Source organism: Williamwhitmania sp. (assembly GCA_035529935.1).
Classification (GTDB): Bacteria; Bacteroidota; Bacteroidia; order Bacteroidales; family Williamwhitmaniaceae; genus Williamwhitmania.
This window is the reverse complement of sequence record DATKVT010000230.1, coordinates 21,454-46,423: the sequence shown is the minus strand read 5'-3', so window position 1 is coordinate 46,423 and position 24,970 is coordinate 21,454. Positions and strand designations below refer to the sequence as shown.

Below are 24,970 nucleotides of genomic sequence, written 5' to 3'. Positions count from 1 at the left end.
CCGGTAAGCGTGGAGTCAACCTCGTTGCCGTTGGAAATTAGCGGTGTAATTAAGGAGAAGCAGGAGGTAATGCTCTCCTTTAAGGTTGGTGGCCCCATCCTTTCGCTTTCGGTTAAGGAGGGCGACTTGGTGAAGAAGGGAGAGGTGATTGCCCAGATTGACCCCCGCGACTATGAAATACGTCTTCAGTCTGCCAAGGCACAGTATGACCAAATTACCGATGAGTATAGCCGCAACCGCCAGCTGTTTGAGCAGGGAAAACTCCCCGCCAACACCTACGAGAAGCTGAAGGCGGCCTACCTGTCCACCAAGAGCTCGTTTGAAGCAGCACAAAATGCGCTCAACGACACTCGATTGGTAGCCCCATTTACGGGATATATTTTTCAGAAGAAAGTTGACCAGTTTGAAACGGTTAACCTAGGACAGACCATTGTTTCGCTCATTGATGTGAGCCAGGTGGAGGTGACCTTTGGTTTGGCCGAGTCACAAATAAAAAATGCTTCCAACTTTGGACGAATTGTGTGCGATGTGCCCAATGCCAACGCTTTTAACCTACCGGCTTCCATCGTATCGGTTAACAGAAAAGCGGGTGCAAGCAACCTGTTCGAGGTTAAGTTGGCGCTAGCCAATCCCAACGGGATGCTTCGTCCTGGGCTATCGGCAACGGTACGAATCCAGCTACCTTCCCAGTCGGGTAGTCAGGTGCAGGTGCCTGTTGCTGCAGTATTCTCGCGCAACGGACAGTCGAGCGTTTGGATTTACAACCCCGCTACGCAGGTGGTGGCTTGCCGAACTATTGCTCTCGAAGCCAATGGCCGCAATGGGATGCTGCTTGTAAGGCATGGGTTAGTTGCCGGAGAATCCATTGTGATTGCTGGCGTGAATAAGCTTACCGACAATGAGAAGGTAAGGGTGTTAAATCCAAACTCTATATAAGCGCCAGTTATGCTGAATAAGATATTAAAGCAGAAGGCGTTTCTCTCCTTCCTGTTTGTTGCGCTCGTCATTGGCGGCATTATGTCCTACTCCTCAATGGGGAAGCTTGAGGACCCTGAGATTCCTGTGAAGGCAGCAGTTGTGGTTACGGTGTATCCGGGTGCCAGCGCACAAGAAGTTGAAACGGAGGTCACCGACGTACTCGAAAAGGCCATCCAGCGGCTTGATAATATCGACAACATACAGTCGAGGTCGATGCCGGGCTACTCCGAAATTACCGTAAATATTAAATCGGGATATGAATCGTCCAAGCTTCCTCAGCTGTGGGACAACCTTCGTCGGAAGGTGAATGATATAAAGGGCGATTTGCCACAGGGAGCGTATACCCCAATTGTTAACGACGATTTTGGCGATGTGTCGGGGATCTTCTTGGCCATGACTAACGATGGTTATTCCTACAAGGAGTTCCTGAACTACGCCGACCATGTGCGTCAGCAGCTGCTTACCGTTCCAGGTGTAAAGCGTGTGGAGTTTTTTGGCAAGCGTACTGAGGTGGTAAACGTCGACTTCAACAACGACTACTTTGCCTCGTTGGGAATAAACCCCATGCTCATTTTTCAGGCATTTAACGATCAGGGTTCCATTGTAAACGCTGGCGACTTTGCCTTTGGTGGTAATCGTATCAGGGTGAATATAGGCAACAAGTTTCAGTCGCTCGATGAGATTAAGAACTTTGAGGTAAAGCTGCCCTCCGGTGCACGTTACCGGTTAGGCGAGATTGCAACGGTGACACGCGGCTTCTACCAACCACTTTCGGAGCAAATTAAGTTTAATGGGAAGGAGGCCATAAGCCTTGCCATATCCATGAATAGCGGTGGAAATGTGATAGTTTTGGGCAAAGCCGTGGAGGATAAGCTGGCCGAACTGTCGAAGGATTTGCCCGTGGGTGTGGAGTTCCATCCCATATACTACCAGCACCAAAAGGTGGAGGAGTCCATCAACAACTTTGTTATAAACCTTATTGAGTCGGTGTTGGTGGTGGTTGTGGTGCTGCTGCTGGCCATGGGGCTTCGTGCCGGATTGCTTATATCCAGTGGGCTGGTGCTTACCATTCTGGGTACCTTTATTGTGATGAGTGCCGCTGGAATTGAGCTGCATCGTGTTTCATTGGCGGCCATTATTATTGCCATGGGTATGCTGGTTGACAACGCCATTGTGGTTGTCGATGGAATTCTTATAGACCTTAAGCGGGGAAAGCCGCGAAAGATTGCCTTTGTTAGTTCGGCAAATAAGTCGTCCATGCCTCTGCTTGGGGCAACGTTGGTGGCCATTTTAGCCTTTATGCCGCTGGCTTTTAACCCAACTGGTGTAGGGGAGTTTTTGAAATCGCTCTTTTATGTTTTAGCCATTTCACTATTCCTCAGCTGGGTGCTGGCAATGGTTCAAACGCCATTTATGGCCAACTATTTCTACCGTAAGCCGCGCAAGCCGTTGACAGAAAAGCAAACCGAGTCGGATGTGTATAGTGGGAAATTCTACCGTTTCTATAATAAGATAATTCGATACGCTCTTTGGCACAAAACAATGATTTCACTGCTGACTTTTGCTGCCTTGATCATTTCATTTTGGGCCTTTCGCTTTGTGAAGCAGGACTTCTTTCCCGGGGTAACCTACAACCAGTTTGTAATGGAATACCGTTTGCCTCTTGGAAGCGACATCAATCAGGTAAGTACCGATTTGGATACCATTCAGCATGAAATTAACACGTGGAAACATGTCTCCTCTGTGGTTTCGGCTGTTGGAAGAACTCCCGCACGCTACACCCTTATGCGCCCTATGAGCGGATACAGCCCTTCGTATGGAGAGCTAATAATAACCACTGCCGACAAGAAGTATACCGATGAGATAATGCAGCGTGCCGATAAGTATGTGGCTAAACGTTTCCCCCAAGCGATTGGTCGGGCAAGAGGCTACATTGCGGTGGGTGGCGATTATAAGGTTGAGGCCATGTTTTCTGGTCCCGATGAAAAGGTGCTTCGCGAGCTGGCAAGCCAGGCGGAAGATATCTTCCGGAAGGATCCTCGGGCTGCCTTTATTACCAATAACTGGAAGAATGAGGCAATGGTGCTTAGTCCATACTACTCGCAGGATCAGGCGCGGCGTCTAATGGTTAGCCGTTCCGATGTAGCCAATGCTCTTGCCGTTGCAACTATGGGTCTACCAATTGGGGTTTACTACGATGGAGAGTATCGGCTTCCGGTAATGCTACGGCTTAACCGTTCACTCAACAACGATCTTTCTGGTTTGTCGAATATTCCGGTGTGGTCCAACTCGGCAAGCAGCGTTCCGCTAGGCCAAGTGGTCGATTCCGTGGATATGACTTGGGAAACCAATACCATTATGCGCTACAATGGGCAGCGTGCCATAAAGGCTCAGTGCGATCCGGCGGTTGGGGTTACAGCCAACGATCTGTTCAACGCCGTTAAACCTCAGGTGGATGCCATTCACCTGCCACAGGGATATCGCTTGCAGTGGCTTGGCGAGCAAAAGGACAGCAATGAGGCAAACAAGGGGCTAATGGCAAATTTCCCTCTTGCGTTGTTGCTCATGGTTCTGATTATAGTGGCGTTGTTCGGCAACTTTAAGCAGCCTATTATCATATTTGCCATTGTGCCATTGGCCTTTATTGGCGTTATCATTGGATTTTTGGTTACTGGTGCCCCCTTCGGATTCTTGCCAATTGTAGGCACTCTCGGTCTTATAGGGATGATGATAAAAAATGCGGTGGTGTTGCTCGATGAGATCAATATACAAGTTAAGTCAGGAAAGGCAACCCTGTTGGCGATAATCCATTCGGCTACATCACGTGTTCGCCCAGTAATGATGGCCTCACTCACCACCATTCTTGGTATGGCTCCGCTTGTATTCGATGATATCTTCGGATCAATGTCTATAGCAATCATGTTTGGGTTGCTGGTGGGAACCATTATCACTCTTGTGGTGGTTCCAGTACTGTATGCCATTTTTTATAAGGTGAATACCCGAAACCTTGAAAGCATTGGTTAGGTGATGGCGTGTGACTCCCAGAGTGCAATGATTGCCATAATGGGAGCACACGCTTTCTTAAAAACAAATGACGACACCTGTGGAAACTTTTGGTTTTAGCTGTAAGCGCGATGATAGCAGAATCAGCAACATGAGAGTTTCGTTACACCCTTTTAAAATTAATTCGGTCATAATGAAAAAAATAGCAGTAACCATTGCCCTTGCAGCCATAGTCGCGGCAGGTTATTCACAGCAAGTAGTTACCCTACAGCAGTGCAGGGAGCAGGCGCTGCAGAACAATCGAAATGTAAAGCAGTCGGAGTTGGATAAGCGCATTGCCGTAGCACACCAGAAGGAGGCCCGTGCCTCTTACCTTCCTCAGATTGACGGAAGTGGTAGCATAATGAACTTACCCGACATGAAGAACATCAGTGTTCCGGGGTTCTTTCTACCAACGGCCAATAGCGCAACGGAGGCAGCCAATCACCAGTATAGCGGGGAGAGCAATGTATACTTTCCCGGCATCGATTTGGGAACGAAAAATCTAACCATCTACCAGACTCAAATAGTGGCCAAACAGGCACTTTTTGCTGGGGGACAGGTGCGGAATGCAAATAAGATGGCCAATGAGGCGGTTGCGATTGCCGACCAAGCAACGGCGCTTACCGCTTCGGAGGTGGTAATGAACACCGATCAGGCATTCTGGCAGCTTGTATCCATTCAGGAGCAGGTAAAGGTGGCTGAACGTTATGTTACCATGCTCGACTCTCTGGAGAGCCAGCTGGTTACTGCTTACCAGCTGGGCCTAATACCCAAGAGTGAGCAACTAAAGGTTGCTGTTCAGCGAAATGAGGCCAGCATCAACCTGCTCAAGGCTCGCAATGGGCTTCAGCTTGCTCGCATGAATCTCTGCAGGCAGATTGGGGTGGATCTTTCCACCAACCTTGCCGTTACCGTAGATAATTTAGGTGAACCACAGCTTCCCGCAGCAGGGTTGGATGTTGATAAGGCGCTGGATGCTCGTTCCGAAACAAAAATACTGGAAGGACAGGTGGCCATTGCCGATTACCAGCGCAAGAATGCCATGGCTGAATTTATGCCCACGCTGGGTGTACAGGTGAGCTATGGTTACAACTATGTGCCAAATCTTTACAACGGTGGATGGAACACAATTGCTTCGGCTCAACTTTCAGTTCCTATTGTGCATTGGGGCGAGAAGCGACAAAAGTTGAAGGCAGCCCGCTACAAGCTGGAGCAGTCGAAGCTGAAACAGGACGATGCACGTGAGTTCATGAGGTTGGAAATTCAGCAGCGGTGGCTTCAGTTCGATGAGGCATACCAAACCATTGGCTTGGCTGCCAAGAGCAAGGCCGAGGCGGAGGAGAGTCTCAGTGAGGTGCAGGCCAGCTTTAATGCAGGGTTAAATACCACCACCGATCTTCTAAATGCTCAGGCTTCATGGCAAAAGGCGCATGCCTCCTATGTTGAGGCAGTATCATCTTACCAAATTGCCAAGTCTGTTTACCTTAAGGGCATTGGCGAACTCACCGTATCAGAGTAGGAGTTGGTGTGGAACATTGGCTTTATGTGTATATTTGAACATTACCTAAGGGGAAACAAAGGATGCACTCAGTGAAGTTAATTAAGAGTATTGTAAAGGGGAAAGACTGTCTACAGGAGTGGAAGGATATTCGTCCACACGTTTTCTTCGATTTCAAGTCGCGGTTGCTTTTTGGGGTAGTTACCACAGCGCTCATGATTACCATTATTAAGCAGCTGATGTTCCCTCATGAGCCTTTTACTTGGGGTGGTCCACTCTTCCTCTTTTCCATTATGTTTGTGATAAGCGAGGGGATCTTTGTCTTCAACCAGGTGATTGCCCATAAGTATCCTTGGCATCTGAAAACACGGAAGCGCTTCGCCATGCTCTTTGCCTTCTCTACAGTTTGGTTTGTGCTGTGGTTCTTCGTAGCTATGTGGTTTAAGCCCATGTTTGGTGAAGATTTGGCAATGGAGCCGAGCCAGTTCTACTTGAGTGTTTCCCTTTTTATAATGTTTGTACTTATTTACGTTAGTTTACTCATTGTATATAACTACCACCAGAGTTTGACCGCCGTAATGCTGGAAAATGAGAAGCTGCAGCAGGAGAAGCTTCGACTCGACTACGTGGCACTGCAGGACCAGATTAATCCCCATTTTCTCTTCAACAACCTTAGCACGCTCATTGCCATCATAAAGAGCGACCCCGATAGCGCTGTTTCTATGGCAACAAATTTCTCCGATGTTTACCGCTATGTGCTGCAGAGCAAGGATAAGGTGTCGGTTTCGCTGGGGGATGAGCTGAAGTTTATCAAGGCCTACCTTGCCCTTCACCAAATTCGGCTGGGCGATGGCCTTACGGTAACCTTCTCCATCGATAACGACCTGCTCAACCACCAGCTGGCACCGCTCAGTCTCCAGCTCTTGGTGGAGAATGCCATTAAGCACAACGTGGCCACGCTCGCTTCACCGCTTCATATTGAGGTGAAGGCGCACGATGGGCATGTAATGGTAACCAACAACCTAAACCCTAAAAAAACTACCTACTCTACCAATACGGGATTGCAAAACATAGAGAAGCGCTTTCAGTTTCTAACCAGCAACCCCATTGTGGTTGAAAAGCACGAGCAGCACTTTACCGTTAAGCTACCCCTAATTCAGATGGAAAATGGACGTTAAAGTGGTTATTGTTGAGGACGAGGTGCACTCTGGAGCCATGTTGAGAACCATGATTGCCGAGCTACGTCCAAATTGGAGTGTGCTAGCCATGCTTCAGAGTGTGAAGGATACGGTGGCATGGCTATCCGCCAATGAGCATCCGGAAATCATCTTTATGGATATTGAGCTGGCCGATGGCAGCTGCTTCGAGATTTTTAACGAGATGGAGGTGGAGAGCGGCATTGTGTTCACCACCGCCTACCACGAGCATGCGCTTAGGGCATTTCAGCTTAATAGCATCCACTATTTGCTAAAGCCCATTAAGAAGGATGAGCTGGAGCAGGCTATTTTTAAGTTTGAGAAGATATTGGAGCTTATTCAGCCGGAAGAATCCATAGCCATTGATTACCGCACCTTGGCGCAGGAGATAACCAGCTCGCAGCTGAGTTACCGCCGACGCATTCTGGTTTCGAAAAAGGGAGCCTTCTTTTCGCTCCCCATGGCCGAGGTGGCCTACATTTATGTGGATACCAAGGTGACCTTTGTGGTGGCCTTCGATGGCAAGCAGTATCCTATTTCCGCTTCGCTCGACAAGCTGGAGCCGGAGCTCGATCCGGCACTCTTCTTTAGGGCCAACCGCCAAGCCATTATCAACCTAAATGCCGTTGAGAAATTTGAGGCCTACTTCAACGGAAAACTGGCGCTGCACCTCAAAAACAAGCTCGGCGAGAAGATTATCGTTAGCCGCGATAAGGCCATGGCACTAAAAAGTTGGATGAACGGGTAGCATTTGAATGGCTGATTAGTTGCTGAAATGGTAATAAGTTATTCCGAGTATTTACAGTAGGTTACAGAATTACTAACCCATGTTGAAGGCTAAAATCTTTTAACTTTCCACAAAATTGTTACCACATCTACCCGGTCCTATCTCGATTATTCCTACTTTCGTTTGAAACAAATGGTTCACGATGGAAAGAGTTGAGGTTAGCAACAACAGAGGCTTTGTTAAGCTTATTTTTGGGTTTGTGTTTCTCTGCTTTGTGTTTGGCTTTGCCACCTCCCTGTTCATACTGGTGAGGGGGGCTGGGCCCAACGTTAAGGAAGAGGACTGGTTCTTCCTCACCGCAATATTTCAGGGGGCCATGGCCATACTCTTCGGAATACTTTTCTTTAAAAGGGAGCGGTGCTTTGTGGAGTGGGACAGCACCACTGTTAGGTTCTACATGCCGGACGACTACCGGCGGGAGACCATACCCGTTGCCGATATTAGGGATGTAGCGGTGCACGAGCACAAGGTAGAGCTTACCCTCGCCAATGTCGTAAGGGTGATTAACGTGGCGGACCTTAAGCCGGAGCAGCTGCAGCGCGTAAAGCACTATTTTGGAGAGCTGGGGCGGCAGTCCAAAAAAACTGAATAGGCGAATTAATTATAGCCGATGGTTTTAACCGTAGGGAACAAAATGAGTTTAAAGCAATAAACCGTTTCAACATGTTACACGCAAAGAAAAAAAGCGTGTAATTATTGCAAGATTTAAATTGCGATTCTGGCTATTCTGAGAATGGCACACTACTCACATCAAAGTTTGCTATATTTGTGATAAAGATTTGAATATGACTACAAAAGAGACTATACTATCTTCCATTAAAAAATATAAACCCGAGCTTTCGAGATTGGGGGTTGAAAGCATTGGACTTTTTGGATCATACTTAAGAGGTGAGCAATCGAGCAAAAGCGATATCGATATTCTAATAGAGTTTAAACCGGGTATGGAGAATTTTGATAACTATATGGCTGCATACGATATTTTGGAGGCGATCTTCAAGAATGAGAAGGTTGAAATAGTTACAAAAAATGGATTGAGCCCATATATAGGTCCTAAGATTTTAAATGAGGTAGAGTATGTCTAAAGAGCCTATTGAATACCTGAAGCACATTAGAGACGAGAGTTCCTTCATACTTTCTGTTATCACAAACGATGTAACTAAGGAGACTTTTTTGCAAGATGAAACGCTGAAGAGAGCCGTTGTTAGAAGTCTTGAAATAATTGGTGAGGCAACAAAAAAAATTCCCGCCGATTTTAAAGTTAAGTGGAATACGATCATGTGGAAGAATATGGCAGGAATGAGGGATCGGTTGATTCATGACTACATGGGTGTTAATTACTCCATTGTTTGGGATGTTGTAAAGAATAAAATTCCTGATTTGCACCAACAGATTGTTGAGGTAATAGGGGCGGAATAAAATGCTATCACTATAATTGCCATACCCCCATGAGCCTCTCCATTTTTTTTGTAATTGTTCTTACCTTCCTTATCAACCTTATCACCACGCTTTCCTACTCCGTTCGAATTGTGGGTATTCGAACTGGAAGGGTTGCCATCTCCTTTGCGCTGTTCAATATTCTGGTGCTGATTTCGCGCACTGCCAACGGGTTTCAGGCACCGCTGCTGGCAAGCACCATCGAAAAGAACATAAAGATGGGCATTGGGAGCAACCTGTTCGATTTTCGGCTAATCATTTTCTCCTGCACTGTGGCTACCATCGTTGGCGCGCTGCTCATTCCATCCTTTCAGCGCATTCTGTCGGTTGCCGTTAACCGGTTCAGCGTGTATAAGTCGATGCCCAAGGTGCTCTACTACGGTTTTACCAAGGGTGGAATTGCCTACCTCAAGGAAAATATTGTCGCTCCCGATGTGAAGAACATAACTCAGCTCGATTTCAAGGAGAATTTCCCCTGGAGGGTTTTTATAATGAACATTGTGGCGGTGGCAATTATTACCGTTGGGGTGATCTCGTCGCTCTATGCAGGTTATCTCAATCCCGATTTAAGAACAACTTCAAGCACGCTCTCCTCCGTAATAAATGGCCTAGCCACCATCCTGATGTTTGTGTTTATTGACCCGTTTCTGTCGATGATGACTGACGAGGTGGTGCTGGGAAAGTGCAAGGAGTCGGTATTTCGGAAGTACATTGTTTACATGGTGGTTGCGCGAGTTCTCGGAACGCTGGTTGCCCAGCTGCTATTTATACCCGCGGCCAAGCTTATTGCCATGTTTTCGGGAGTGCTGTAGGGAAGGGGGTAGGAATTTAGGTTGTTAGGAGATTAGGATTTGCCGCTCATTCATAATTTCATCCTAACCGAAGAAATGGTAAATGGATAAATCCATTAAGATTTTGCTGCTGCATTGATTACCTACGGTTAAAACTGTGCGCTATGTTGGTGTGTTGAAGTTACCCGGAAAGCACTTAGGGCTTCCCGAAGAGGCAATGCTACCAAACTTTGTAACCTGAAAGCTGGCTTCTTGTCACCAAATCAAATTTGGGAATATGGTTGTCATCCCATGGGCTATTGGCTGCAGGTTTTTAATTTCACCCTTTCTAAACCATTGCAATGCCGCTGATGTTATACCCTTCGTTGCGAGATTGGTAAACCTAAACAGCTGCAAATGAAAGTCCTTCTCACCGGAGCAACCGGCTACATTGCCCAGCGATTGCTGCCTGTTCTGCTGCAAAATGGCCATCAGGTGGTTTGCTGCGTGCGCGATGGCAAGCGCTTCAACTACCATGGCTATTCAACCCAAAACCTGAGCGTGGTGGAGGCGGACTTTCTGAAGAGGGAGACCTTGAGCAGCATTCCCAACGACATTGATGTGGCTTACTACCTCATTCACTCCATGGCCACGCAGGGGGGCGACTTTGGCGATATGGAGCAGCAGTGCGCCCTTAACTACCGCGAGCGATTGGAGCAAACCAACGCCAAGCAGGTGATTTACCTGAGCGGCATTGTAAACGATGCAGCGCTCTCCAAGCATCTTGCCTCCAGAAAGAATGTGGAGGATATCCTGTCGGAGGGTAGCTTTGCGCTGACCACCCTGCGCGCGGGTATCATTGTGGGCTCGGGTAGCGCATCGTTCGAAATTATTCGCGACCTGGTGGAGAAGCTGCCCGTTATGGTTACGCCGCGCTGGCTAAAAACTCGCACGCAACCCATTGCCATTCGAAATGTGGTGGAGTTTTTGAGTGGAGTGATGGGCAATGCGGAGACCTACAACCGGAGCTTCGATATCGGTGGACCCGATATCCTGAGCTATAGGGAGATGCTCCTGCAGTTTGCCAAGGTGCGGGGCCTCAAGCGACGGATTTTGGTGGTGCCGGTAATGACTCCGAAAATATCGTCCTACTGGCTCTACTTTGTTACCGCAACCTCCTTTGCGCTGGCGCAGAATCTGGTTAACAGCATGAAGGTGGAGGTGGTGTGCCAACCCAACAACCTTGCTGCCATGCTCGGCATTTCGCTCATCGATTACCAATCCTCCATTCGGATGGCCTTCGATAAAATTGAGCAAAACCAAGTGCTCTCGAGCTGGAAGGATGCGCAAACCAGCGCACTGCTGCAAAAGGGTATTTCGCACTTTGTGGAGATGCCGGTGAACGGCTGCTTTAGGGATATACGCAAGGTTCCCGTGGTCGACACCAACGCGGCGTTGCAGCGCATTTGGGCCATCGGTGGAAAAACGGGCTGGTACTATGGCGATTGGTTATGGGAAATTCGCGGCTTTCTCGACCAGCTTTGGGGTGGCGTGGGCATGCGGCGCGGTCGGAAGAGCGATACCAATATTGCGGCAGGGGAGGCTTTGGACTTTTGGAGGGTGCTGCTGGCCAACCGGGAAGAAAAGCGATTGCTGCTCTATGCCGAGATGAAGCTGCCCGGCGAGGCTTGGCTGGAGTTTAGGATAGAGAACAGCGTGCTTACCCAAACGGCTACCTTTCGACCGCTTGGGCTACTCGGTAGGGCATATTGGTACGCGGTATTGCCCCTGCATGGTTGCATATTCAGAGGAATGGCAAAGCGGTTGGCACAGGGTTGATTTGATAAATATGATGTTTTCCCTGAGGAGTATGATGAGCTTATTATGCTCCATAATGCATCTAGGAATAGCTAGAAATGGATTAATCTTAAGGTATTGCTGCTGCATTGGGTTCCCACGGTTAAAACCGTGGGCTATGACGGCTCGTTGAAACTGTTCCTGGAATTGTTTGCTGCATCCCCGAAGTGGTTTTATGTTAAATACGGTGGGTGCGCTACCGCACAACTCCAATTTTCGAACCTCCGTTATTTCCCCATCACTATTTAAAGATTTAGAAAACAGCCAAATGTCCCATTGGCATTCTGGCATATTGCTCCATTTCTTCCTCCATTTTCCATTGTTCGTTTTTGAGCACCATGTGTAACGTTTCCGAACAGTAAGCACAGGGGATAAAATTTCCAATTAATTATTAATCATGGTTTTGACGTGTTCGGCATTTTAGCTGTTAATTTAAATGATGTGGTGCATTTTTAGCCAAGGACATATTGCAAGATGCTGATTATTTGAACTCTTTATATAGAATTGTGGCTTTTACCCAAGAAGAGGGTGTGTGAGTTGGAGGATAAGACGACATTCATATAATATTGGCAGCCATGAATAATCACAACATCATCATTGCAGTTCGCAACATCAACAAGTATTGGAAATACTCGCTGATAAACATTAGCGGATTGGCCATTGGCATTGCATGTGTAATATTCATTGTGCTTTACATCAGCGATGAATTACAGTATGATAAGTTTAATGCCAAGGCTGACCGTATTTACCGAGTAAATCGGTTGTATAACTCCAACAACGTGAATGAGGATGCTGCTACCATGGAGTTTCCTTGTGCTCCGGCGTTGGAATTCGATTATCCCGATATAGTGGAAAGGGCCATGCGCTTTTTCAACTTCATGCGCGATGATATTTTCGTTGAGTACATGAAGGACAGCAACGAGGTGGTTCGTTTCAATAATAAGGGCTTCTTTCTTGTTGACTCTACCGTTTTCGATGTATTCTCGTTCCCATTTGTGGACGGAGATCCTAGAACGGCCCTCGACCGTCCCAACACCGTTGTAATTACCGAATCAACCGCCAAGCGCTACTTTGGCAATGAATCGCCCATTGGAAAAACGCTTCGAATAGAGGAAGGGGTAAACTTTGAGGTCACCGGGGTTATTAAGGATATTCCTTCTCAATCGCACTTTAAAATTAACTTTCTTGCTTCACTCACCACCTTCCGATTGCTGGCTGGTGGAAGGCTTCCACAAACGTGGATTTGGAATCCTTGCTGGACATACGTGCTCCTTAGACCAGGAATTACCCAGCAAATGCTCGATGCTAAGTTTCCCCAGTTCTATAAAAATCACTATGACGATCTTAAGGACCAAGATGTAAAAATTTATCTGCAGCCCCTAACCGATATTCACCTGAAGTCGCATCATGTATATGAAATGCACCAGAATGGCAACAGCATGTATGTCTATATTCTTTCAATTATTGCTGCTATTGTTTTGCTCATGGCATGCATTAACTTCATGAACTTGGTAACGGCCAAATCGGCAGGAAGAGCCAAGGAGATTGGTATTAAGAAGGTGTTTGGAGGAAACCGTGCGCAGCTAGTACGACAGTTTCTGGGCGAAGCCATCTTTCAAACCTATATTGGGTTAATCTTTGCAATTGTACTTGTAGAACTGTTGCTGCCAAGCTTTAATAGCTTTACGGGGAAAAGTATTGAGGAAGCTGCGCTGTTTCAGCCAATATCAATAGCCTACCTAGTTTTTCTAGGTCTCGTTGTAGGAGTGCTTGCCGGAGCCTATCCCGCTTTTTACCTCTCCTCTTTTCAGCCGCTAGTTGTACTAAAAGGAAGACTTTCGGCTGGTTCCCGATCGTCCGTTGCGAGAAAGGTGCTGGTTGTTGTTCAGTTTACCATTTCCATAAGCCTAATAATTGGCACCATGGTGGTCTTCTCGCAGCTCAACTTCCTCCGAAACGCAGAGTTGGGGTTCAAAAAGGATCACATCATCACCGTTCAGCGAACAGGGCAAATGTTCCAAAACTATGAGGCATTTAAACAGGAGCTACTCAAGAACAAGGATATTCAATATGTGACAGGATCTGAAGATGTGTTGGGAGTGAACCATAATACACGGGCCTATGAAGTTGAGGGCCTTACGGCGGTTGGTCAAAACTTCTACATTCCAACGTTTTTGGTGGATTGGGATTTTCTGGAAACCTTCGGTATTAAGGTTGTTTCGGGTCGTGGATTCGACCGGAGATTCCCTAGCGACACGGTTAACGCCGTAATGATTAATGAGCACATGGCAAAGAATTTGGGGTGGACCAATGAATCGGCCATTGGGCGCCGGGTAAAGTCGCAGGACGGTAATGAGCGGGTGATTGGAGTTTTCCGTGATTTCAATGCCATGTCGCTCCATCGACCAGTGAATAACTTTATTCTCGACATGTTCCGCAGACCGGCCGTGTTTGCAAACGTTATTGCCATTAGGGTGAATTCCGATAACTATCCTGAGCTGATTAAGTTTATTGAGGAGAAGTGGAAACAGTTTAACCCGACTCGGCCATTTGAATATAGGATACTCAATTCGCAGCTGCAGGCTCTCTACTCCGATGAGGATCGATTTGGCAAGTTTTCGCTCATGCTTACGCTGCTAGCCATTATGATTGCGAGCTTGGGGTTGATAGGGCTAACCCTGTTTCTTGCTGAGCAGCGGACCCGTGAAATTGGAATTCGTAGGGTATTAGGCGCAACAACAATGAATATTGTAAGACTATTGTTTAGCGAGTTTACACTGCTGCTGCTTATTTCCAACATTATTGCTTGGCCAATAACTTACTTTATTACCACGCGCTGGCTTGAGACTTTTTCACGACACATTCTAACTCCTTGGGGGCTGTATGCGTCTGCAACAATCTTTACGTTGCTCCTTGCCCTATTCGTTACTGGTTACCATGCCATTCGTACTGCACACCTCAATCCAGCCAAAACGCTCAAGTACGAGTAAGGCAAAGTGTTTGAAGTGGAAAAATAATTGTTTGATCGTTGGATGTGTATTTCCCCATCCAACGATTTTTTTAAGGCATCACCACTGCACCCATTAACACCTGCAACTCTACCTCGGCAGTTTTGGCCTGTAGCTGGGCGTTAAGGTAGCGGTATTCGGCATCGAGGTAGCGGTTTTGGGCATCGCGTAGCTCTAGGTCGCTAAACACACCAATCTTATACTTCTCGAGCGCAACCTCAGCGTTTATCTTGGCCATCTCCACCGACTTTTTTCCAAGATCGACCAGCGCTATGGCTAGCCTCAAATCGTTAAAGAAGCTAACGGCCTCACCCTTCAGGTTGAGCGTTGTGGCCTGGTTCGATAGGTCCTGATTATCGCGCTGCAGGCGAGCATTCTTTATGGCTCGGTTAGCGTTCATCCCGTTGAAGAGGGTGATGGAGGCACCAAGTCCAAACGATGGGCCAAAGGAACGATTGACCTCAGTAGATCCGTCGGGTGTGCTAATTCGGGAGTAGCTGTAGGCCGACGATAGGCTTATGGTTGGATAGCGTTTTGCCTGTGCCTGTCGTAACGAGAGCTCCTTGGTGCACAGATTCATCTTGGCCAGCAGCAACTCCTTGTTCTGGGCTAGCAGTTTATCGAATATCTGACTTAATTCCATTTGCTGCGATTCGGGCATAGCCGGTGCAACCTCAAACTCGGTTTCAGGGTCGCGACCCATCAGCTTGTTGAGGTTTACCTTTAAGTTTTGAACGTTATTACTCTGCTGCAGTAGCTGGGCAGAGTCGGCCCTGAAGTCAACGTCGGCTTGCATGGCTGCGAGCTGGTAGCCGGCGCCTATTTCTGCTTTTTCGCGGGCAATGTTAAGCCTTGTGCGCGAAAGGTTAAGCACCTCGCGGTAGTTGTCCTTCAACTTCTCCTCCTGCACAATGGTGTAGTAACCCAGAATGGTTGACGAAACGGCATCCTCCACCGCCATTTGGAGCGATAGGTCGCCCATCTGCTCCATGGTGGCATACTGTTCTCTGGTGGCAAACATGGCAAAACCGTCGAATAGTGCCCAACTCAGCTGTACTCCTGCAGCTTGGTTGTGGGTTGGGTAGGCGGAGTTAGCGTAGGAGGTGCCACCCGAATAACTCTGGCTGAGATTGGAGCGGCTATTGCTGGTAGAGGCATTCGCGTTTACCGTAGGAAGAAATCCAGCATTGCCAAGACTGTTGTTGTTTTTGGCAATGGAGGCATCGTTGCGAGCCATTCTGATAGAAAAGTTGTTCTCCAGCGTTTGCTTCACAGCAGTGCCAAGGCTAAGGGTATCCTGTGCTGAAACTACAACCGGCAGAAAAATAAGCATTGCTGCCAGTTTTATGGTGTTAAACTTACTCCTCATGACTAATAACATTTGCCTTTGTGGTGGAAAGATAGGTGTATAGTGCAGGGATAACGTAAAGGGTGAGCACAAGCGCAAAGAGCAATCCTCCAATAATGGTTATACCCATTGGAACGCGGCTGGTGGAGGCGGCACCGAGTGCCAGTGCTATAGGAAGTGCTCCAAAGATGGTTGCTAAGCTGGTCATGAGAATGGGGCGTAGACGTTGGCGGGCTGCATGCTCTACGGCATCTACTCTATTCATTCCCTCCTGCTTCTTTTGGTTGGCAAACTCTACAATTAGAATTCCATTCTTAGTAACAATACCTACCAGCACCACAATCCCAATTTCACTGAATATATTGAGCGTTTGTCCGAAAAACCAGAGCGATAGCACGGCTCCTGCCAATGCCAATGGCACGGTAAACATAATGATTAGTGGGTCGCGGAAACTCTCGAACTGTGCCGATAGTATTAGGTAAACCAGCACTAGCGCTAGGAAGAATGCAAATGCTAAGCTGTTGGAACTCTCCTCAAACTGTTGCGATGTTCCGGTAAGGGTGGTGGCAAAGGTGTCATCGAGCGTAGACTTGGCAATGGCCCGCATGGCATCGATACCCTGACCCAGGGTGTATCCTGGAGCGGTTGAGGCGCTAAAGGTTGCTGACACATATCGGTTGTAACGGTAGCGCTGCGGCGGAATGCTTTGCTCGTTGGTGGTTACCAAGCTACCTAGGTCCACTAAGCCGCCACTGCTACTGCGGATGTATATTCCCGAGAGGTCGGAGGGTTTGTCGCGGTAAATGCGGTCGGCCTGACCAATAACGTAGTACTGTTTGCCGTTACGGATAAAGAAGCCGTAGCGTTGTCCGCTGAAGTAGAGCTGAAGTGCTTCTGCAATATCTCGCACCGCAATGCCCGATGCTCGAGCCTTATCGCGGTTTATTTTTACAACTAGTTCCGGTTTGTTAAACTTAAGGTCAACGTCCACCACCTGAAAGTGGGGGTCGGCTTGCGCCTTGGCAAGGAATACGGGCACTACCTCCTTTAACTTTTCGAAGTTGGGTGCCTGAATTACAAACTGAACCGGAAGGCCACCACCACGTCCGGTGCTGATGGTTTGGTCCTGCACCACGAACGAGCGGGCAAAACTTTCCTTTTTGAGAAATCCTGATATTTGGTTGGCCAGCTGGTTTTGTGTTCGTTCACGCTCATTGGGCTGTGTGAGCAGCAACCGAATAAACCCGTTGTTGCTACCGCCACCGCTCCAGCCGGGAGATGTAACTTCGATAATTGCCTTTTTCTCTGGAATGGTATCAACGTAGGTTGCTAGCTTCATCATGTAGGCATCCATGGCTTCGTACGATGTTCCTTCTGGGGCCGTAGCCATTATGGAAAGGCGACTCTTATCCTCCATGGGAGCCAACTCCGATGGTATCATACGTCCAATAAGAACTATTATTGCTAGGGCAACCAGCATAATGGCATAGGCCATCCAGCGGCGATGCATAAAGGCTATGAGCGAACGACCGTAGAAGGCTGAAAGCTTATCGATACCACGTCCAACTGATGCCATAATACGCCCTTCCTTCTGGTTCCGCTTCAGCAACCGGGTACTCATCATGGGGGTGAGGGTAAGGGAGACCAATGCAGATATTAGCACCGAGCTGGCCACCACAAGTCCAAATTCACGGAAGAGCCTTCCGGTAATTCCTTGCAGGAAAACTATGGGCATGAAAACCGCTACGAGGGTAATGGTAGTAGAGATAATGGCAAAGTAAATTTCGTGACTGCCTCGGTGGCCGGCCTTGAAGTTGTCCATGCCACCCTCAATCTTGGCGTAGATATTCTCCAGCACCACAATGGCATCGTCCACCACCAAGCCGGTTGCAAGCACAATTCCCAGCAGCGATAGAATGTTGATGGAGAAGCCTGCAACATACATTACAAAGAAGGAGCCAATCAGCGAGATGGGAATGGCTATCATGGGAATGAGGGTGGTTCTCCAACTTCTGAGGAAGAAGAACACTACCAACACCACAAGGCCAAAGGCAAGCAGTATGGTTTCCTCCACCTCCGAAATGGCTTTGCGGATAGTGACAGTGGAGTCGTACGCGTAGGTGATAATGATGTCGGAGGGCAACTCTTTCTTAAGCTGCTCTATGCGCTTGTAGGCTTCGTCGGCAATATTAATGTAGTTGGCTCCGGGTTGAGGGTTTATGGCCACACCAACCATGGGTATTAGACCATTTCCACGCAAAAGCGTTTTCTCATTTTCGGCACCATAGCCTGCTTCTCCAACATCTTTAAGTCGAATAGGTATGCCCTTTACATCCTTAATGATTAGATTATTGAACTGTTCTGGTGTTTCTAGTCGCCCAAGGGTTCTGATGGAGAGTTCGGTGTAGTAGCCCTCAATTTGCCCAGTAGGTAGCTCCACATTTTCACGTGCAAGAGCATTCTTAATATCGCTCGGGGTGAGGTTGAAGGAGGCCAGCTTTCTGGGATCGAGGTAGAGGCGCATGGCGTAGCGCTTTTCTCCCCAAATGTTTACCTGACTAACACCTGGAATAGTTTGTATTCGCTCCTTTATAACATTGTTGGCAATGTCGGTGAGCTCAAGGAGGTTGCGTTTTTTACTCTGGACGGTAATAGCCAATATGGTTTCGGCGTTGGCGTCGGCCTTTGTAACAATGGGCGGGTCGGCATCGGGTGGCAAGTTTCTAACGGCTCTTGAAACACGGTCGCGTACGTCGTTAGCGGCACTTTCCATGTCCACTCCTAAGTCAAACTCAATAGTGATGGAGCTACGACCATCGGAGCTGGCGGAGGTTATTGATTTGATGCCGGCAATACCATTAATGGAGGCTTCGAGTGGCTCCGTAATCTGGGCCTCAATGACGTCGGAGTTGGCTCCCGTATAGTTGGTCGATACTGTTACTATTGGCGGGTCTACGCTTGGATACTCGCGCACCCCAAGGTAGCCAAAGCCGATAATCCCAAAGAGAACAATTACGATTGATAGCACTGAGGCCAAAACGGGCCTGTTAATGCTGAGGGATGATATGTTCACGCTTTTGTTTTTTACAACGGTTGAACCAAGAGAGTTAGGAGGCCTTACACCTTAGGATTAATCCTAGGCATAGCCTGTCTTTACTTACCGACTTAATTTTGCAGTTCAATTGATACTGGCATTCCATCGCGCAGTGATGTTAGCCCAGTAAGAATTAGAGTATCTCCCATCGAAATGCCACTCGATATCTCAGCAGTTTCACCTGTACGTTCACCAAGAATTACCATTCTTTTTGAGGCTGTGCCATTTTTGACAATAAACACGGTCTGCTTGTTCATCTCTGGTACAATTGCCTGTGGCGGGATGGAGATTACATTGGGCAGATTTTCAAATGCTATGGTAACCCTAGCATAGGTTCCAGGGATAATTTTTCCCCCAATATTTTGAAAAAGTGCTCTCACCTTCAGCGTTCTGGTGTCAGGATCTAAGACTGAGGCGGTGGCATAGACTTTAGCCGTATGTTGCTCGGCGCTGTTGCCAAGGGAGAACTTAATTTCAATTCCCTTATGAATAAACTGAACATAGCGCTCTGGAACATCGAACTCCACCTTGAGAGGGTTATCCTGCACCATGGTGGCTACCACCGTGCTGGGTGAAACATAGGAACCTAAGCTCACATTACGTAAACCAACCTTTCCGCTAAAGGGTGCTCTGATTTCGGTTTTTGCTATTTGTGCTTTACTCAGGGCAATGTCGGCACGAATACCTTCTAGCGTATTGAGTGCGGCATCGTAGTCTTGCTGGCTTAGCGCTTGTAGATCCAGCAACTTTTTCTTTCGGGCTACATCTTCTGCGGCAAGTTTCTCGTCAAGTTTTTTCTTTTCGAGAGTTGCCAAAATATCACTATCGTTTATTTGTGCCAGTAAATCGCCTTTGTTTACGGTGGTCCCTTCAACAAGATTTAGCGTCACAATTTTTCCAGATGTTTCCGCTTGTAGTGCAACCTGCTCGTTGGGGAGGATAGTTCCTGGAAGTTGAAGAACGCGTTCGGCAGGTAAAGATTTTACCACAAGGGCATCCACGTAGGTAACGTTACCTTTTACCTTACTATTGGGCTTGTGCGATGTTTCGCATGAAATTAGCACCGAAGCGGTCAGTATTGCGGTGCAATGAAGGATAATTTTTCCCTTTATCATATCTTTATCTCTAATGCAGTATAACCAAATGATCGTTCATTTTGATCGGAGCCAAAGGTAAAGGTTTATTCCAAACAACTCTTTTAGTAAAAGTTTCTCATTGCAGGTTTTATACATATCCCAAACCGAATCATGGAACCATACTCCTTGTAATCTAAGAGACTTTCACCATAACCATTATACCATTGCACAAACAAGTATTGGTTGGCATTGTAACTTGGTTTGAAATTAAGCTCCACCTGTGTGTTGATATTCGAAAAAGTTGCATTGGGATTGATTATTGCTGAAAACCAAAACTTGTCGTTTTCGCTGCGGTAATTTATTGCGATTAATCCATAGCCCCTATAATTAAAAAGATCGCTGTTCTCAGAAGCTAACAAGCCATACCAAATTTTGGTTTGAAGTGAAATCTCAGCATTGAAGAAGTAGACTCCTGAAAATTCAACGTAGTTCCAGCTGCGGGAATAGATGGAGTCACGTCCGTTTGATTCGTGGTCGATGGAGAATGAGGCAATTCCTTTAAATTCATTGTTTTGAACAATTGGCTTTACTAATAAAAGTCCTGGGTTGTAGTTGTTGTCTGCAAATGGGGCAGAGTTTTCATATACATTCCAGAACGACTTCTGAGTGTATGTCAGCATCAAAAAAGTTTGTAGCGGAAGTATTGATTTTGTTAATCGCTGACGTATACTAAATTGAAATTTTGCATCAGCGGTGTGATGGTTAATTTCTTTGTTGGTTGGTATGCCACTTACAAAATAGTTGTCTTTATACATTGCAAAACTTGGCTGTTTGTCGAACAGTTGGATAAGTTGATCTTCTGAAATTTGCAAATATGTTGGATTGCGGATATTTTTTGAGGAGTCATTTAATTGTCGAATCATCTCTTCAATATCTTTTTCTTGCGCCAATAATCTTGCTTGGGGAAGTTGGAGTAGGCAAAGTAGGGTAAGCAGCCATATAATATTCTTCTTCAAATTGTGTTTGACAAAAGATGATAATATCCACATCATAAAAGCCGAATTGTAGGTTGAAAATTTTCTTTCAATCATTCTTAAGATAACGCAACAGTGAAAAGGAACCAGACACGCACAATAATACAACAAATTGTATTGATTTTTTTTCTGTGAGGTGGTGTAAATCAATTAGTTTAATTGAAATAGGCCTCCGTTTCTCTTGAGACCTTTATATATAGTTCGTTTGGCAAGATTGTGAAAAACCTATGCTTATCGGTCAGTAATTATTTGTGAAAAAGGGAAAAAAATTCTTGAGTATCTGTGGTGATACTATTTTTCACTATGGTTTTGCACGTTCTAACATCTTGATGAGTTAACTATTTAGTGGGCGTCAATCCCCAAGCGCATAAGGAAGAGGTGGAAGAGCGTTTTGGTAATTTCGTCCATATACTCTCTTACTGCCTTTACGCTGCCGGGCAGGGTATAAACAAAAGTATCTCCCATTAAACCCGCCACACTACGACTCAGGAGAGCGTTGGGCTTTTCTGCGCCATACTTAACGCGAATCATCTCCATTATACCGGGTAGCTCTTTGTCTAGCATGGAGGAAACCACTTCGGGGGTAATGTCGCGAACACCTATGCCTGTTCCGCCGGTGGTGATTACTACGTTTATTCCATCGCGTTGTGCCTCCTCCAAAAGATCACGCAGCATCTGCTCATTGTCAGGAATTAGCCTGTAGGTTACCTCGTGGGTAAGGCCTAGGTTTTGAAAGTAGGTTGTGAGCATTTTTACCGCTTCCGGTCCGCTGAGGTCTTCGTAGGTGCCATTGCTGGCGCGGTCGCTAAGGGTAATTACAAGTGCTTTATAAACTTTTGGTTGATATTCTAAGGTTTCACCGGGGAGTATGGTGCCAGGCTGAATTACCCTAGCAAAGATACCCTCCTTAGGCATTACACAGTTTCCCACCTCGCGGTAAATGGCACAACCGTCGCCATGGCACTTTTTGCCAATTTGCGTAACTTCTAAAACCACCTTGCCACAGGTGAAGATATCACCTGGGTGGGTCTTAAAAACGTCCATACCTTCGGTGGTGATGTTTTCGGCAAACTCGCCCCATGCAGGCATTCGTCCAGCCATTTCGGCAAACCGGTCGAAGCTCTCCTTCCCAAGCAGGCTTACTTGTCGATGCCAGTCGCCAGCATGGGCATCACCTTCCACACCAAGTGAGTTGAGCTCTATTTTGCTTACTGGATGTTTTATCTCGCCCTTCTTCTCTGAAATATTTACGGAAACTACGTTTAGCGTAACAGTCGACATGGTTTGTTCAGTTAATTAATAGATTAATTGGATGTGAGCTTACTTTTTTGTCTTTTCTAGTAGGTGGATATTTTCAATGACCATTGCCTTATCCACGGCCTTACACATATCGTAAATGGTGAGTAGTCCAACGCTTACGCCGGTTAAGGCCTCCATTTCTACACCTGTTTGGCCAATGCACTTGGCGGTGCAGGTAATCTCCACTCCCTCATTGGTAAGGGTGGCCTTAACATCTACCTTGGTTAAGAGCAGGGTGTGGCAAAGTGGAATGAGATCGGCAGTTCGTTTGGCAGCCTGAATACCCGCAACCTCAGCAACCGTGAGCACGTCACCCTTTTTGTTGGCATTCTCGCGCACCTGCCTTACTGCTTCGGCATTCAATCGGATAAAGCCGGTTGCTTTTGCTTCTCTAGTTTGCTGTGGCTTGTTGCCTACGTCTACCATATTGGCCTTGCCTGCTTTGTCGATGTGCGACAGCTCGTTCTTTTCCATCTTCTATATTATTTGGCCATTACAAGGAATGGGCAAATTCTGAATCTCCATATTTTAGTTGAGAGGCTATCCACCAATGCTGTAAAACTCTCCACTGCTATTCTGTGTTCCGCATTCCGGTTTATTTCGTATGGCGCTATAGAGTGCCTCGCGAGGCCCCAACTCTCTAACGTTATAGCCTAGGTCGTTGAATAAGCATGGTTTAACAATACCATCGGCTGTAAGGCGTAGGCGTGTGCAAAAGGTGCAGTCGCCACCTTCGCCGCCCTCTACCACCGAAAAACTGCCCTCCTCTAGGCTCATCTGCTTTATAAAGCGGACCTCAAGACCATTTTCGGCAGCATATTTTCTAAGCGCATCGGCTTCGGGTGTTCTAGAGTGTCCCTTCACCACCGCGTTCAACTTGATGGGGGTGAGGCCAACCCGTTTAGCGGCTTCAATTCCACGAAATACATCGTCGATGTTACCTCCTCTAGTTATATAGGTGTATTGTTCCGGGTCGAGGGTGTCTAGGCTAATGTTTACTCGCATTAAGCCAGCGTCCTTTAGTTCCTGAGCGAACCTGTCGAGCAAAACGCCGTTGGTGGTCATGGAGAGGTCCTTAATCCCGGGGCTGTTTGCGATCATGCGAACTAGGTCAACAATGCCATTTCGAACAAGTGGTTCACCTCCGGTTAGCCGCACCTTAAATACTCCCATGGCAACGGCATATTTTACCACTTCAACTATCTCCTCAAACGTGAGTATATCTTTATGCTGAAGATGAACAACTCCCTCCTCAGGCATGCAATACCGGCAGCGAAGGTTACACTTGTCGGTAACTGAGATGCGCAGGTAGGAAATGTTTCGGTTATATGGGTCGTACATCTACCTCTTCTCCTTTTTTTAGTTCGGCAACTCCCAACGGAACGGCGAGCAGTCCATGGGCACTTGGAAGTGAAAATATGTGGGCTGAACCGTGATATTCGGCTGGTAATACCTCTCCAGTTAAGGTTATGGTTGCGGGAACAAAAGCTAACCGCTCAGTATTCTTACGCCGATAGTCAGCACCAAGCTTCATACGTTTGAATAGTTCCTTTGGCTTTTCACCCATCATGGCTTGCATGGCTGGGCGAACCAGCAGCTCGAATTGTGCAAAAGAGGATACCGGATTTCCGGGTAAACCAAAAACCAACTTGCCGCTATCCGTTTTGCCAAAAGTGGTTGGCTTTCCGGGCTGCACGGCTATGCTATCGAAAAGCAGATCCACTCCACAGCGGATGAGTACGGATGGAACAAAATCGTAGTCTCCCATGGATACACCACCGGTGAGCAGCAGTATGTCGCTTTCGTCGATCGCCTTTTTTATTGCGTTGAAGGTGGCTCGTTCGTTATCCTCAACTATGCCCATGTAGATTGGTACTCCTCCGGCCCGTATCACCTGAGCAACCAGCTGATGTCCATTGCTGTTGCGAATTTGTCCCTGCTCTGGCTTTTCCGATGGCTCTACCAGCTCATCGCCGGTTGATAAAATTGCTACAGTTGGTTTTTTATATACCCAGACTTTTGTGTATCCAAGAGCCGCCAATACTGCAATGTGCTGTGGCTGAATTACCACATCGGCGGCGATGGCCACCTGCTCAGTTTTCATATCTTCACCCAGAAGGCAAATGTTATTCTTAACGCTATCTTTTTTATAGCGAATGTGGAGGCAGTCAACTTGGGCTGTATCTTCAATCATCAGCACACAATCTGCACCCTTGGGCATCATGGCCCCAGTCATTATTTTGGTGCACTCATGTTCTCCAACAACTTCCCGTGGAACCTTTCCTGCGGGAACAACCTCAACCACCTCTAGGAGGTCCATCATATCACTTTTTCGGCAAGCGTAGCCGTCAACGGCTGATTTGTCGAAGGGGGGCATATTCATGTCCGAAACTACCTCCTGTGCCAGCACGCGACCCAGTAGTTGGTGCAGCTCAACCTCCTCTTTACTCATCAGTTTGCAAGAGCTTTGAACAATGCTCTGTGCCTTTTCGAAGCTAATCATGAATGGCTCGGTTAGAATTTTTCAAAGATAGTAATTCAATAAT

General features: G+C 47.1%; 19 protein-coding genes. 11 read left to right on the top strand and 8 right to left on the bottom strand.

What is annotated here, in order from left to right; genetic code table 11:
• The 11 genes from VMW01_17565 to VMW01_17515 all read left to right on the top strand — a co-directional run.
• Window positions 1-936, top strand: a 936-nt coding sequence (locus tag VMW01_17565) for an efflux RND transporter periplasmic adaptor subunit (protein HUW08050.1), incomplete at its 5' end; no start/stop codon positions are given.
• Between the two features lie 9 nt (window positions 937-945).
• Window positions 946-4,002 carry an efflux RND transporter permease subunit gene (locus VMW01_17560; GenBank protein ID HUW08049.1) on the top strand — a complete coding sequence of 1,019 codons (3,057 nt, stop codon included), beginning with the start codon at window positions 946-948 and terminating at the stop codon, window positions 4,000-4,002.
• A gap of 172 nt (window positions 4,003-4,174) precedes the next feature.
• A complete protein-coding gene (locus tag VMW01_17555; GenBank protein ID HUW08048.1) occupies window positions 4,175-5,542 on the top strand; it encodes a TolC family protein in 1,368 nt (455 codons plus the stop codon).
• Window positions 5,543-5,613: 71 nt separating this feature from the next.
• Window positions 5,614-6,699, top strand: coding sequence for a histidine kinase (locus VMW01_17550; GenBank protein ID HUW08047.1), 1,086 nt, complete (start codon window positions 5,614-5,616; stop codon window positions 6,697-6,699).
• A complete protein-coding gene (locus VMW01_17545) occupies window positions 6,689-7,465 on the top strand; it encodes a LytTR family DNA-binding domain-containing protein (protein HUW08046.1) in 777 nt (258 codons plus the stop codon). Before VMW01_17550 ends, VMW01_17545 begins: the two co-directional genes overlap by 11 nt.
• Before the next feature lie 181 nt (window positions 7,466-7,646).
• The gene (locus tag VMW01_17540) at window positions 7,647-8,096 is read left to right on the top strand and encodes a hypothetical protein (GenBank protein HUW08045.1); all 450 of its coding nucleotides are present in this window, start codon (window positions 7,647-7,649) and stop codon (window positions 8,094-8,096) included.
• A gap of 193 nt (window positions 8,097-8,289) precedes the next feature.
• Complete coding sequence (locus tag VMW01_17535) at window positions 8,290-8,586, top strand: nucleotidyltransferase family protein (GenBank protein ID HUW08044.1); 297 nt, start codon at window positions 8,290-8,292, stop codon at window positions 8,584-8,586.
• On the top strand, window positions 8,579-8,920 hold the full coding sequence (locus VMW01_17530) for a DUF86 domain-containing protein (GenBank protein ID HUW08043.1): 342 nt from the start codon (window positions 8,579-8,581) through the stop codon (window positions 8,918-8,920). The genes VMW01_17535 and VMW01_17530 overlap by 8 nt, the downstream gene beginning before the upstream one ends.
• A 29-nt stretch (window positions 8,921-8,949) precedes the next feature.
• Complete coding sequence (locus tag VMW01_17525) at window positions 8,950-9,750, top strand: lipid II flippase Amj family protein (protein HUW08042.1); 801 nt, start codon at window positions 8,950-8,952, stop codon at window positions 9,748-9,750.
• A gap of 375 nt (window positions 9,751-10,125) precedes the next feature.
• Window positions 10,126-11,547: an SDR family oxidoreductase gene (locus VMW01_17520; protein ID HUW08041.1), complete on the top strand. Its 1,422-nt coding sequence runs from the start codon at window positions 10,126-10,128 to the stop codon at window positions 11,545-11,547.
• A gap of 593 nt (window positions 11,548-12,140) precedes the next feature.
• A complete protein-coding gene (locus VMW01_17515; GenBank protein ID HUW08040.1) occupies window positions 12,141-14,555 on the top strand; it encodes an ABC transporter permease in 2,415 nt (804 codons plus the stop codon).
• A 70-nt stretch (window positions 14,556-14,625) separates the two neighbouring features.
• On the opposite strand, the gene VMW01_17510 is transcribed toward VMW01_17515, so the two are convergent.
• The 8 genes from VMW01_17510 to glp form a co-directional block, all read right to left on the bottom strand.
• Window positions 14,626-15,942, bottom strand: coding sequence for a TolC family protein (locus VMW01_17510; protein HUW08039.1), 1,317 nt, complete (start codon window positions 15,940-15,942; stop codon window positions 14,626-14,628).
• Complete coding sequence (locus VMW01_17505; GenBank protein HUW08038.1) at window positions 15,932-18,994, bottom strand: efflux RND transporter permease subunit; 3,063 nt, start codon at window positions 18,992-18,994, stop codon at window positions 15,932-15,934. Before VMW01_17505 ends, VMW01_17510 begins: the two co-directional genes overlap by 11 nt.
• 92 nt (window positions 18,995-19,086) lie before the next feature.
• Window positions 19,087-20,130, bottom strand: a complete 1,044-nt coding sequence (locus VMW01_17500) for an efflux RND transporter periplasmic adaptor subunit (protein HUW08037.1) — start codon at window positions 20,128-20,130, stop codon at window positions 19,087-19,089.
• Between the two features lie 83 nt (window positions 20,131-20,213).
• A complete protein-coding gene (locus VMW01_17495) occupies window positions 20,214-21,107 on the bottom strand; it encodes a phospholipase A (protein ID HUW08036.1) in 894 nt (297 codons plus the stop codon).
• Window positions 21,108-21,467: 360 nt separating this feature from the next.
• Window positions 21,468-22,406 (bottom strand): molybdenum cofactor synthesis domain-containing protein, encoded by a 939-nt coding sequence (locus VMW01_17490; GenBank protein HUW08035.1) that lies wholly within the window; start codon window positions 22,404-22,406, stop codon window positions 21,468-21,470.
• A 39-nt stretch (window positions 22,407-22,445) separates the two neighbouring features.
• On the bottom strand, window positions 22,446-22,898 hold the full coding sequence (gene moaC / locus VMW01_17485; protein ID HUW08034.1) for a cyclic pyranopterin monophosphate synthase MoaC: 453 nt from the start codon (window positions 22,896-22,898) through the stop codon (window positions 22,446-22,448).
• 66 nt (window positions 22,899-22,964) lie between these two features.
• On the bottom strand, window positions 22,965-23,765 hold the full coding sequence (locus tag VMW01_17480) for a radical SAM protein (protein HUW08033.1): 801 nt from the start codon (window positions 23,763-23,765) through the stop codon (window positions 22,965-22,967).
• Entirely contained in the window at window positions 23,749-24,927 is a 1,179-nt protein-coding gene (glp, locus tag VMW01_17475; GenBank protein ID HUW08032.1) for a gephyrin-like molybdotransferase Glp, read from the bottom strand. Before glp ends, VMW01_17480 begins: the two co-directional genes overlap by 17 nt.
• Window positions 24,928-24,970: the final 43 nt, after the last annotated feature.